The sequence below is a fragment of the Paenibacillus tyrphae genome, from assembly GCF_024158745.1.
Lineage (GTDB): Bacteria > Bacillota > Bacilli > Paenibacillales > NBRC-103111 > Paenibacillus_G > Paenibacillus_G tyrfis_A.
Window position 1 is genome coordinate 1 of record NZ_JAMZAW010000022.1, and the last position, 12,571, is coordinate 12,571.

The window sequence follows — 12,571 nt, forward strand, 5'->3', positions numbered from 1 at the left end:
CTCGCCCGCCTCCGGGGTAAGCTGCGTCGAAGATGGCGTCATCAAGCCGATTCACGGCTGCATTCACGACGCGAACGAGGTGATTTTCGGGAATGTCTTCTTCTAAGTCCATTGGCAAACAAGTTGATCCATGGTATATTGAATGTACAAAGAAACCGTCTCCTTTTGTAGTGGTTGGGTGGTACCTCCATTTTAACAAGGAACGGTTTCTTTTTGTATTCTTTGATACAAAAAAAAGTGTCCCTCAGCCATTTTCATGGCTTTTGGGACGGCCTCTTCAGCTTGTTGAGAAAGTGGTCAACTGAGATAATAGAGGTTACGAGGGGGTGGGGTATCCACTTCCGACCGATGCCCCACCCCGCAAAGTGAAGTTGAATCAGGGAAGCTCAGTCCGAGTACTTTGCGGGGACCCCGGTTCTCGGGAAATTTGATTGAAGCTGCTTGTTAGCGGACATTTCCCGAAGACAAAGGCGGCCGCTATCGCTTCTCCAGTGGATACCCCACCTCCGTTTGCATCTCTATTTTTGTAAAAGCCTACCTTCTCAACACTCTCCAAGGGCCCCTTTTTAGGGCCTGGCTTTTTTTCTGCGCGTTTTACAGCCTACTCTTCCTTCCCCAACTAGTGGCCTTCCGCCTCCCAATAACCGAGCGCTTCGCCGACGCGTACCTTGCTGCCGACATCCAGACCGTCGCGAAACGCGAAAGCTTCCTTCTCGATCAGCAGTACAACCGTCGAACCGAATTCGAAGAAGGCCAACTCCTCTCCCCGGTCCAACCGGACGCGCAGCGGCTCCGTATACCGAATGCTGCTGACGTTCATCGCTCCCACCTTGACGACCGTCGTCATTCCGAACCGGTGCCTGATGCAGGTAATCAGCCGTTCATTGCGGCTCAATACCTTGGGCATATGCCGCAGGCTGCGCTCGTGAACCGGATAGACCGATCCCGGGATGCGGCGCGTGGCGGTCACCTCTCCGGCGACCGGGGAATGGACGCGATGGTAGTCGGCCGGGCTCAAGTACAGGACGATAAAATAACCGCTGCGGTACCGGTCCTTCGTGGTCAAATCATGGAGCAGCTCGTCCAAGCCGTATTCTTGACCCTTGACGATAAAACGCAGCTTGTCGTTCATCGAACCGATACCGGTGACGGTTCCGTCCACGGGGCTAACCAACGAAGCGGCGTCGGGATCGACGGGCCGCAGCCCGGCTTTTAACCGACGAATAAAAAAGTCGTTCAACGACTCGTAAGCATCCAGCGGACGTTCGGCTTCCTCGACCCGGATGCCGTACGTTTTCGCAAAGCGCCGGATGAGCCGGCGGCTAGCTTTCGACCTGGTGAACGAACCGATTCGCTCGGACAGCCATTTGTGTGACGACAGCTCGGTTAGCAAACGAAATAATTGCCGATTCACTTTGTTCATCGCCAGCCTTCATTATAATAAATACGCGAACGAGACGAATTATAAAGGCGGCGGGCGGCTGCATCAATGACGAATTTCCTATCGTTACGATAGGCTTGCCGAATGAACGAATGGATGATTCAAAACAGCCCGGAGACGGTATCCCAATAGTAGCGGACCGGCAGCGCAATGCAGAGCAGCGTCAGGATGTAGCGGAATCCGGTTTCCATGAACGAACCCGTTTCGATCGCCATAAATTTCGGCAGCAGCCGGAATTTGAGCTTGATCGGCCACAGCAGCTCGACTCCCTGCTCGTTGAACAAATCGATGAAAGCATGGGACGCGTAAGCAAGCAGAAGGCTCCAGAACAGCGGTTCCGGAAGCGGCAGCAGCAGCGCGGCAATGCCGCACAGGAACAAGACGGAGTGCGTCAGCGTCCGGTGCCGGACGTCCATGAGCCGCAGCACGAAGGACAGCGGAAAAAATACTTTTGCCATCGTCGATCCCGGTTTGTCGATATCGGCCAAAGGCCCTGCCAAGCAGCCAAGCAGAAGCGCAGCGGCGGTGTCCCAGGACAGAAGCGGCACTTGGAAGTGCAGCAGCACCCCTTCCGCGGCCAGCAAACCGGCGACGCTGTGCGTTTTTTGCAGCATTCTTAGATCCTCCTCGTTATTCTGTGTTGTCGCGGCCCGGTCAAGAGCTTTCCCATTATACCAAACATATGATCGCATTTCTACATCTCTCACAACCGGATACAAATCCGTTCGCTGGCAGACCCGTTTTTCTGTTCCTCCCGCGCCTTCCTTTCGCAATTGTTAAGAAACCGTTAGCGCATGCGGTCCAAAACGCCGGGACAAGCTAATTTTTATCTAACCGAAATATGCTAATCTTTTTTTGCCCGGACATGAGGAATTTGTCGAATTTGAATCGTCTATGATAGAGGACACGCAACAATGCCCAACTTGGAGCTTCGTGCTGTCCCGTGCACTATTTCATCAGGAGGCTGCTTTATGCAAAAATTCATGCTGGTGCTCGCCGTTGTATTCGCCGTCAACTTTACCGCCGCAGGCTCGACGCCTGCTACGCGCGCGGACAACAGCGGCCTCGTTACCGCGCACCGCGGCAGCTCGCATGCCGCGCCCGAGAACACGGCGAGCTCAATTCGCCAAGCGATCAAGGACGGCGCAGGCTATGCCGAGCTTGACGTTCAGGAGACGGCGGACGGGGTGATCGTGCTGATGCACGACGACAGCGCCAAACGGACAACCGGAATCAACAAGCCCATGTGGGAAATCCCGTACGGCGAGCTGCGCCAAGCGAGCGCCGGGGATTGGTTTCACCCGCAATTTCGCCAAGAACGCGTCCCGACATTGGAAGACATCATCGAGATCGCCCAAGGCAAAATCAAGCTCAACATCGAGCTTAAAAATAACGGTCATCAAAAACGGCTGGCCGAGGAAACCGTCAACATTATCGAGCGCCGCAAATTCACGGCCGACTGTACGGTAACGTCGTTCGATCCAGCGCTTTTACGCAAAGTAAAGCAGCTCAATGCAAGCATCCGAACCGGCTTGATCGTAGGCCAGAAATCCGCAAACCGCGAAGCGCTCTTTACGGACCGTAACTACGAAGTGCTCAGCGCCGCTTATCCTTTGGTCGACGAAGAGTTTATGCGTCTCGCCGCGCAGCATCGCAAGCAAGTGTTCGTCTGGACCGTCAACGACAAAAAGACGATGAACCGCATGCTGAAGCTTGGCGTCGACAGCATCATCACGAACGAGCCCGCACAGTTGGTCGAGCTTCTGCGCCAACGCCGCGCCAAGTCCTGACTCCCGGAAAACGTCAAAACCCGCCTTACCGCAGTCCGTCCGGACCCGAAGGCGGGTTTGTTTTGTTCTTAGGCTTCCGACGTGGTTATGTCACGCTCTTGCGAATGACGAATTCGTTCTCCAGCATCGTCCAGATGCCGGGATCCTCCATACCGAGTCTCCACAAAGCGAGGCCCTGGATGCCCAGACGATGGGCAAGCTGCATTTTCGACCGGATGCTGGCCGCATTTTCAAACCAAACCTCGTGCTTATTGCCGGACTCATCCGTATAAGCGAACATCGGCGTCTGCGTTTTCTCGTCGAAGATGACTTCTTTGTTATATTTTTTCGCTAAATTCATCGCCATGGAATAGGTCGCATACGTGTTGCGCCCCGTCGTCAAATTGAAATCGAAGCCGAACACCGATACGGCAGCCGTAATTTTGGAGGCGGGCATTTTCGTTAACGCATATTTGACCACGCTTTCCATCCAGCCGATCGAGACGACAGGCCCCGGACCGCTTCCCGGCCAGCCATGCTCGTTGTACAGCATTAACACGAGCTCGTCGACCGCCTGGCCCAGCACGGAATAGTTGAACGGCGCGGAGAACGGGTTCGTCGGTTCGTCTGAGGTGCGCGAAGGCGTATCGACGGAATAAAAATACCCGTGATCGTGCAAAGCTTTGCCGAGCTCCCGGTAGAAGGCCGAAAGGCGCTCCCTGTCATCGTAACGGACATCCTCGAAGTCAATGTTGACCCCGTCGAAGTTGTAACGCTGGATCAGCGCGATCACGTTCGAGATGAACGCCTTGCGCGTATCCGGTGTCGCCAGCATCCCGTGGATGACTTCCTTGTTGACCTCCTGATGCCCTCTTTCGTACAACAAATTATGTACCGTCGGCAGCATTTTCACATTATGGCGATGTCCGTAATCCACGACCTGCCGCATGTAGGCGTCGGTGAACGTTGCCGGAAATTTCTCAATTTCCGTCGGACTGGCCCGGTTGATGCGAAAATGAAACATGCCCACGGCGGACAACTGCGCGGTATGCTCCACAAACACTTGATGCGAGCTGGGAAGCGTCGGTCCTTCCCTTTCCGTGTAAAAGCCCAGTACCTGCTGCACCGGGCGTTCCCCGCCGTGAGGAACGACCCGGACGAGGTCCCGGAGTACCCAGCCAATCCGTCCGTCGTACAGCCGCACCTGCACCCAGTCGCCTTCGATTCCCGTCACCGGCAGCCTGGCTCCCCGGTCCATCTGGTCGATGAGCGGCGAGGTCGTTCCCGGATATTTGCGGATATTCACCGTATTCACGTTGACAATGGCCTCCGTATAGACGGGAATACGCAGCCTTTGTCCGACCTGCAAAGCCGTTGACGTCAATCCGTTCAGAATCATGATCGCTTGGTACGTCGTCCCGAACCTCTGAGCGATCAAATAGAGCGAATCGCCGGCCTTCACCGTGTAAGTCCTTTGCCCGGAAACCGGAATGGTCAACGTCTGCCCCACATAAATGATATTCGAGGTTAACCCGTTCGCTTCCATCACCGCGTCTACCGTAACCCCGAACCTTTGGGCAATCGAATAGAGGGAATCCCCCCGCTGAACGATATATGTAATCATGGTCTTCTCCTTTGCGAAGCATGTTACTACTATTCGTATTCAGCCAAGGGACGCAATACGATCGGTGCGCATAATTTTTTTGAATGGTTAAATAAATCCGCCGTTGACGCGCAGCGTCTAGCCGGTGATCCATTGGGACTTGTCGCTGACCAGCAGTTCAACCGTATCGACAATGTCTTCGGGTTCCCCCGGAATTTTGTTTACCCTCTGGGGAATCCGTCAACACAAAGACGCATCAAGGGCCGGCTCCAGGTAAGAGGGAAAAAATAGCTCTCCGGGACGAATCAGGCTGCCGACATCACGGCGGCCTGATTGCTTTTTCCCGCCGGTTTACGAGCGGTGGCCGCGTCAATTAGTAAAAAAGCCCGGCATTATGGTATCGGGCTCAAAGTATTGAGAGAGTGGGCTTTTACAAAAATAGAGAAACATACGGAGGTGGGGTATCCACTGGAGAAGCGATAGCGGCCGCCTTTGTCTTCGGGAAATGTCCGCTACTAAGCGGCTTCCAATCAAATTTCCCGAAGACAAGAGCGGTCGGAAGTGGATACCCCCCCCCCCCTCGTAACCTCTATAATCCCGTTTGACCACTTTCTCAACAAGCTCAGCCCGGCACCTCAAAGGTACCGGGCTTCGTTTACCGCGCAATGCAATATGCTTCCTGCTCGCTTACATTCGTCGGCAGGCGATTAGTTTTTCCGGGAAGTTAACTTAGCTTGCGTAAACAGCAGCAAATAATCGTAGCCGCCCGCTTTGGAATCCGTGCCGGACATGTTGAACCCGCCGAACGGATGCACGCCGACCAAGGCGCCGGTACACTTGCGGTTGATGTACAGATTGCCGCAGTGCATCGTTTCCAGCGCTTCCTCAATCCGCTCTTCGTCCGAGGAGAAGAATGCGCCCGTCAAGCCGAATTCGGTGTCGTTGTACATCGCAATCGCTTCTTTCCAGTCCTTCGCTTTGCCGATGGCGAGCACCGGTCCGAAAATCTCCTCTTGCATAATCCGCGCTTTGCCGTCCACGTCGGCAAATACCGTCGGCTCGATATAATAGCCGTTGCCTTCCGCCTTGCCGCCGCCGGCAAGCAGCTTGCCTTCCGTCTTGCCGATCTCGATGTAATTCAAAATTTTATCGTAGGAGCCTTGATCGATGACCGGTCCTACCGGCGCATTGGTTTCCGGCAGCCCGACTTGCAGGGCTTTCGTCAATTCGACGACTTTCTCGACCACTTCGTCGTAAACGGACTCGACGATAAACGCGCGCGAGCCGGCGGAGCATTTCTGGCCTTGGAAGCCGAAGGCCGAAGCGACAATAGATTGGGCCGCCGCTTGAAGATCGGCCGTTTCGTCGACGACAATTCCGTCTTTTCCGCCCATCTCCGCAATGACGCGCTTGATCCAGATTTGTCCCGGAGCTGTCTCCGCCGCCAAACGGTTGATGCGCAGCCCGATTTCCTTGGAGCCGGTGAAGCTGACGAAGCGCGTTTTCGGATGCGTCGTCAAATAATCTCCCACTTCCGCGCCGCTGCCCGGAATATAGTTAATGACGCCGGCAGGCAGCCCCACTTCTTCCATCAACGCCACGAATTTATGAGCGATGACCGGCGTCGTTGACGCAGGCTTGAGCAGAACGGTGTTGCCGGATACGACGGCGGCCGTCGTCATGCCTACGCAAATCGCCAGCGGGAAGTTCCACGGAGGAATTACGACACCGACGCCAAGCGGAATGTACGTCAGGTTGTTTGTCTCGCCCGCGATTTTCGTCAGAGGCTGGGTTTCGTTGATGCGGCTCAGGCGCAGCATTTCCCGGGCATAAAACTCGATGAAGTCGATCGCTTCCGCGGTATCCGCATCGGCTTCCGCATAGTTTTTGCCGGATTCCAGAATCATCAGCGCGGAAAACTCGTGCTTGCGCTGACGCATCAGCTCCGCCGCTTTAAACAAATAGTTCGCGCGCTCCGCAGCCGGAACTCGTTTCCACGATTCGAACGCCTGCAAAGCAGTCTGCATCGCCTCTTCGGCCAAGGCCTGGTCGGCTTTGCTGACGCGGCCGATCACTTGATCCTTGTCTCCCGGGTTAATCGATACGATGCGCGCATCGGTCATCACTTTTTTGCTGCCGATATGCAGCGGGTAATCCCGGCCAAGCTCGGCCTTGACCTTGGCGATTGCGGCTTCCATCGCTTTCTTGTTCTCTTCCGTGCTGAAATCCGTAAAGGGCTCATTTACAAACGGGCTTACATTCATCAATGTATTCATTGGATTAGTCCCCTCTCAATTCATAAGAATGGATTATTTAAACATATTTTTCAGCACAAACCATACATTCGCCGGACGTTCCGCCAACCGCCGCATGAAGTAACCGAACCAATCGATGCCGTACGGAACGTAGACACGCACCTTGTAGCCTTCTGCGACCAAACGGTTTTGCAGTTCTTCACAAATCCCGTAAAGCATCTGGAACTCGAAGCGGTCGTTCGGGATGCCGTGCTCTTTAACAATTTGCTTGGTAAACTCGATCATGTTCTCGTCATGGCTGGCGACCGCCGTATAGTTTCCGTTCAGCAGGTGCATCTTGATGATCTTCTTGTAGTTCTCGTCGACATCTTTCTTTTCCGGGAAGGCCACCTTCGGAGACTCCTTATAGGCTCCCTTCACCAGGCGCAGATTCGCCCGCAGCTCGTTCAAATCCTTGATATCCTGCTCCGTGCGGAACAAGTACGCCTGAATGACAATGCCGACGTTGTCGTAGGTCTGACGAAGCTCGCGGTAAATATCGAGCGACACTTGACAGTGGGCGTAATCCTCCATATCGATCCGCACGAAATTACCATATTCCCGGGCTCTGTCCAAAATTCTGCGCATGTTGTTCGTGCACAGTCCTTTGTCGATATCCAACCCGAGCGAAGTCATCTTCAGGGAAAGGTTGGAGTGAACGCCGGATTCCGCGATCGCGTCCAAGGTTCGCAGACACATTTCGGTCGATTCCATGGCCTCGGCCTCGCTGGAAATAAATTCGCCCAAATGGTCCAACGTGACGACCCGGCCCGACTGATTCAGTTTACGGACCACCTCAATCGACTGCTTGATCGTTTCGCCTGCGACGAAGCGAGACGCGCCGAAGCGCAAGCCGTACTTTTTCGCCAACTGATTCGCGGAGCGACTCTTTCCTATCGCCTGAAACATATTCCGCATGAGCACTTCCATGGACACCCGAATCCTCCTTCTGAACCATACATTGTTGTCATATGAAAGCGTTATCTGTATTTACACTATACAATCAAAAGACGATGTTGTACACACATTTAACAATAATTTTGTTTGTTTTTAATTATATTGTCTATTTTTGAACACTCTTAGGCTTAATTCGAAAATAAATCCCTACGCCGAGCATGGTTAAAAGCCCGCCGGCCGCCTGAAGCCAGGTAGGCTGTTCGTTCAATAACAGATACGCCAAAATGATCGCCAATACCGGTTCACCGATGACCGCCATGGACACCGTTGTCGCACTCACATAGGCCAAAAGCCAATTGAACAGCATCTGTCCCATCACGGTAGGGATCAGCGCCAGCAGCACAAAAATGCCCCAGTCCGTCAGCGTATAATCGGTAAGTGTATAATGATTGAACACATTAAACACAAACAACAGCAATGCGGCAATGATAAAAACAAACAGGCTGTACAGCATGGACGGAATTTGTTTCATCAGCTTTTGCCCCGCCATCAAATAGAGCGAGTAACTAAGCGCTCCCGCAATCGACAGCATATCGCCGTAGAGAGCTTGCCCGGAGAAGCCGATATCCCCCCAGCCGATCAGCACCGACCCGACCAGTGCGACGATCAAGCTGGCGACGCCTTGAGCGGAAGTCCGCTCTTTAAATAAGAAGAAGGAGCCGATCATAATAAAAACGGGCTGCAGCGTCAACAATATCATGGAGCTGGCAACGGAAGTATGCTTTAGCGACTCCATCCAGAAAAGAAAGTGCAGGCCAAGAAACAAGCCGGACACCACCAGCAGCAAGCTGCCCTTAAAGCTCCAGGAAAACCGGCCGGCTCCCGTTTGCTTCCACGGCCTGAACGGAAGCAGCAGCACAATCGTGAACAAAAGTCGGTACATGCCCATGATCGAGGCCGGAGCTGACGACCACTTAATAAAGATGGAAGATAACGCCACGGAGAATACCCCGACAAACAGCAAGGCATACGGCGATACGGGCAGGCCGCCGCGTTTCGTCGTTACGGCCGGTTGTGACAGCGATTCTTCTAAAGAAGGAGCCATCAATGAACCCCAAGGTAAGCCTTGACCACGTTATCGTCCGCAAGCAGGTTGGCGGCGCTGTCTTCCATCGTAATGGAGCCCGTTTCCAGCACATAGCCGCGATGCGCCAATTTGAGCGCCGCCTTCGCATTCTGCTCGACCAGCAAAATCGTCGTGCCTCGCTGTTGGTTGATCTGTTTGATGATCTTCATAATGTCGATGACGATGATCGGGGCAAGCCCCATGGAAGGCTCGTCGAGCATCAGCAGCTTAGGCTCCGACATGAGAGCCCGGCCGATGGCCAGCATCTGCTGCTCCCCGCCGCTTAACGTTCCCGCCATTTGCTTGCGGCGCTCGGCCAGCCGGGGGAACATTTGAAAGACCATGTCCAAATTTTGCGCCAGCTTCGCCTTGTCCCTTTTCTTGATGAAAAATCCGAGCTCCAGGTTTTCCGTCACTGTGAGACCGCCGAACACCCTGCGCCCCTCCGGCACGTGCACGACGCCCATTTCTACGATCGCATGAGGTTCTTTTTTCGTCAGGTCTTCGCCCATAAAAGCAACGCTGCCTTGAGCCGGACGGATCAGCCCGGATATCGTCTTCAGAATTGTGCTTTTGCCGGCACCGTTGGCCCCGAGCAGCGCGACGATTTCACCCTGCTTCACCGTAAAATCGACACCGCGGACCGCCTGAATTTTGCCGTAAAAGGTTTCTATGCGCTTCACATCGAGAATGGTGCTCATCCCGCCTCATCCTCCTCTTCTTTGCCCAGATACGCTTCGATCACCCGGGGATCGTTCAGCACGTCCTGCGGCGTGCCTTCCGCCAGTTTTTGCCCGTAATTCAGCACCATAATGTGATCGGAAACTTTGTTAATCAGCCCCATATCGTGCTCGATCAAGACGACGGGAATGCGGTAAGCTTCGCGGATTCGTCCGATCAGCCCGATCAGATCCTGCTTTTCGCTAAAGTTGAAGCCTGCCGCCGGCTCGTCCAGAAAAAGAATTTTCGGCTGGATCGCCAAGGCGCGCGCAATTTCCAGATAACGCTGGGCGCCGTAAGGCAGGTTCTTGGCAAGCCGGTCGGTGTACGCTTCAATCCCGACAAAACGGATGCACTCCTCGGCCACCTGCCGAATCCAGGCTTCCTCCTTGCGGTGACCGGGCGTGCGCAACAGCGCTCCCACCAGCCCTTGCTTCGTTCTGGAGTGCATACCGGCCATCACGTTCTCCAGCACGGTCAGGTTCGGAAATACGCGCAGGTTCTGAAAGGTGCGCGCCATGCCCATCGACGTAATCTGGCTCGGCTTCTTCCCGACGATATTCACGCCGTCGAATAAAATTTCGCCGCGCGTCGGCCGGTAAAAGCCCGTAATCATGTTGAACAAAGACGTTTTCCCGGCCCCGTTCGGCCCGATGACGCTCATCACGGCATTGTCCGGAATGTCAAAGCTCAGATTGTTGACGGCCGTCAATCCGCCGAATTGGAGATGCAAATTGGAAATTCGCATGTTCGCCATTTAACTCACCTCGGATTGCTTATTCTTTACCCCGGCTCTCGGGAACGAGTCCTTGCGGGCGGAAAATCATCAGGATCACCAGCGCGACCCCGAAGACAAGGAAACGGTAACGGTCGATATCCACATCCAAATGAATGAGCTTATTCAGATCCCGAAGCGACTCGGGAAGCACGATGACGATGATCGCGCCGATCACGACGCCGGAAATCCGGCCCAGACCGCCCAGGATCACGGCCAGCAAAATCATGACCGACTGCATGAAGTTGAAGCTTTCGGGCGCAATTGCCGTCATTTTGACCGCAAACACCGCACCGGCCAGTCCGCCGAAAAAAGCTCCTACCGAATAAGCGGCCAGCTTGCTGCGCACCCGGTTAATGCCCATCGCTTCCGCCGCGTCCTCATCCTCCCGGATGTATGCCCAAGAGCGCCCGATTCTCGATTGCCCGAGCCGCTTGGAAGCCACGATCGCAATGACCGCCAAAATCAATATCGCCCAATAGCAGTACGTCAGGTTGTTGATCGTAATGCCCATAAAGGTCGTCGGGGCGGGAAACGGACTCAGGATGCCGTAGATCCCGGAGGCCCCGCCGGTAAATTCGAGATTTTTGGCCGATATTTTCACAATTTCGCCGAAGCCCAGCGTGACGATCGCCAAGTAGTCGCTGCGCAGCCGGAGGGTCGGAGCCCCGATAATGAGGCCGGCCACGGCGGCGAATATCCCGCTAAGCGCAAGGGCCAGGAAAAAATTCATGTGAAACTGCGTCATGAAAATGCCCGTCGTATAGGCGCCGACCGCAAAAAACGCGGAATACCCGAGGTCGAGCAGCCCGGCGTAGCCGACAACGACATTCAGTCCGAGCCCCAGAACGATATAGAACACGGCGAGAAAGCCGACGTCCAGCCAATAAGGTCCGGCGAAGAAAGGGAAAAATGCCGCCAGCACCATCAGCGCCGCGAGCGCTGAGGATTTGGCATTGAGCTTCGGACGATTTAAAACAACGGTTTGCTTCGTCGCATTTTCCATACGCTACATCCTCTCCGTCACTTTTTGGCCTAAAATGCCTGTCGGTTTGACAACCAGCAGGGCGATGAGAATAAAGAATGCAAAGACATCTTTCCATTCGCCGCCGAATTGGTACGTGCCTACCGTCTCCAGCACGCCCAGCATCAAGCCGCCGAGCATCGCCCCGCGAATGTTGCCGATTCCGCCGATGACGGCCGCCGTAAAGGCCTTCATGCCAAAAATAAAGCCCATCGTAAACGTAAGGCTGCCGTAATAACTCGCATTCATCATGCCGGCGGCAGCGGCCAGGAAGGAGCCGACGAAGAACGTCAACGAAATCACTTTCGTCACGTTGATGCCGACCAGGCTGCTGGCCGTCTGATCGATCGCAATCGCCCGCATCGCCTTGCCGTAAATCGTCCGGTGGACGAACAGCTGCAAAGCAACCATTAATATCGCCGAGACGGCGATGATTCCGATCTGGGCATACGTAATTTTCGCGCCGAGCAGCGAGAACCCGGTCGTCGGCAGCGTCACGGGCATGATATACGGCTTGGCGCCATAAGCCGCCATAATCGTATTTTCAAGCACCAGCGACATGCCGACCGCGGTAATCAATATCGATAAACGGGGAGCCTTCAGCAGCGGCCTGTAGGCGATCCGTTCGATTCCCATCCCCAAAAATCCGGTGACGATCATGGCAATCAAAAAAGCCAATCCCATCCCCAGCAAGCTTTCCCCCGTACCGGTCAGCTTGGCCAATACCGTGTAGCCGACGAAAGCGCCGACCATAAACAAATCGCCATGCGCAAAATTAAGCAGTTTGATGATGCCGTATACCATCGAATAACCAAGCGCGATTAAGGCATAAAAGGAACCTACGATCAAAGCGTTAATCAACTGCTGCACAAAAATGTCGGTGGTAAGATGAAATTCCATCGGACCGCTCCTTTTTGAAAAG

11 protein-coding genes and 1 pseudogene are annotated in these 12,571 nt (G+C 54.4%); 1 reads left to right on the forward strand and 11 read right to left on the reverse strand.

Annotated elements, in window-relative coordinates; genetic code table 11:
- The 3 genes and pseudogenes from NI000_RS37325 to NI000_RS27280 all read right to left on the reverse strand — a co-directional run.
- Window positions 1-150: pseudogene (locus NI000_RS37325) on the reverse strand (IS5/IS1182 family transposase); the annotation flags it as partial.
- Between the two features lie 469 nt (window positions 151-619).
- Entirely contained in the window at window positions 620-1,423 is an 804-nt protein-coding gene (gene asd / locus NI000_RS27275) for an archaetidylserine decarboxylase (RefSeq protein WP_253414525.1), read from the reverse strand.
- A gap of 119 nt (window positions 1,424-1,542) precedes the next feature.
- Complete coding sequence (locus NI000_RS27280) at window positions 1,543-2,055, reverse strand: metal-dependent hydrolase (RefSeq protein WP_253414526.1); 513 nt, start codon at window positions 2,053-2,055, stop codon at window positions 1,543-1,545.
- Between the two features lie 357 nt (window positions 2,056-2,412).
- Here NI000_RS27280 and NI000_RS27285 point away from each other — a divergent pair, with 357 nt between their 5' ends.
- Window positions 2,413-3,231: a glycerophosphodiester phosphodiesterase gene (locus tag NI000_RS27285; RefSeq protein WP_253414527.1), complete on the forward strand. Its 819-nt coding sequence runs from the start codon at window positions 2,413-2,415 to the stop codon at window positions 3,229-3,231.
- 85 nt (window positions 3,232-3,316) lie between these two features.
- On the opposite strand, the gene NI000_RS27290 is transcribed toward NI000_RS27285, so the two are convergent.
- From NI000_RS27290 to NI000_RS27325, 8 genes are all read right to left on the reverse strand, one after another.
- Window positions 3,317-4,834: a LysM peptidoglycan-binding domain-containing protein gene (locus NI000_RS27290; RefSeq protein WP_253414528.1), complete on the reverse strand. Its 1,518-nt coding sequence runs from the start codon at window positions 4,832-4,834 to the stop codon at window positions 3,317-3,319.
- A gap of 686 nt (window positions 4,835-5,520) precedes the next feature.
- Entirely contained in the window at window positions 5,521-7,089 is a 1,569-nt protein-coding gene (gene pruA, locus NI000_RS27295) for an L-glutamate gamma-semialdehyde dehydrogenase (RefSeq protein WP_253414529.1), read from the reverse strand.
- A gap of 33 nt (window positions 7,090-7,122) precedes the next feature.
- Complete coding sequence (locus tag NI000_RS27300) at window positions 7,123-8,037, reverse strand: proline dehydrogenase family protein (RefSeq protein ID WP_253414530.1); 915 nt, start codon at window positions 8,035-8,037, stop codon at window positions 7,123-7,125.
- A 133-nt stretch (window positions 8,038-8,170) separates the two neighbouring features.
- Window positions 8,171-9,109, reverse strand: a complete 939-nt coding sequence (locus tag NI000_RS27305; RefSeq protein WP_253414531.1) for a DMT family transporter — start codon at window positions 9,107-9,109, stop codon at window positions 8,171-8,173.
- Window positions 9,109-9,831 carry an ABC transporter ATP-binding protein gene (locus NI000_RS27310; protein ID WP_253414532.1) on the reverse strand — a complete coding sequence of 241 codons (723 nt, stop codon included), beginning with the start codon at window positions 9,829-9,831 and terminating at the stop codon, window positions 9,109-9,111. Before NI000_RS27310 ends, NI000_RS27305 begins: the two co-directional genes overlap by 1 nt.
- Entirely contained in the window at window positions 9,828-10,607 is a 780-nt protein-coding gene (locus tag NI000_RS27315) for an ABC transporter ATP-binding protein (RefSeq protein ID WP_253414533.1), read from the reverse strand. The genes NI000_RS27310 and NI000_RS27315 overlap by 4 nt, the downstream gene beginning before the upstream one ends.
- 19 nt (window positions 10,608-10,626) lie before the next feature.
- A complete protein-coding gene (locus tag NI000_RS27320; RefSeq protein ID WP_253414534.1) occupies window positions 10,627-11,631 on the reverse strand; it encodes a branched-chain amino acid ABC transporter permease in 1,005 nt (334 codons plus the stop codon).
- Between the two features lie 3 nt (window positions 11,632-11,634).
- Window positions 11,635-12,549: a branched-chain amino acid ABC transporter permease gene (locus NI000_RS27325; RefSeq protein ID WP_253414535.1), complete on the reverse strand. Its 915-nt coding sequence runs from the start codon at window positions 12,547-12,549 to the stop codon at window positions 11,635-11,637.
- Window positions 12,550-12,571: the final 22 nt, after the last annotated feature.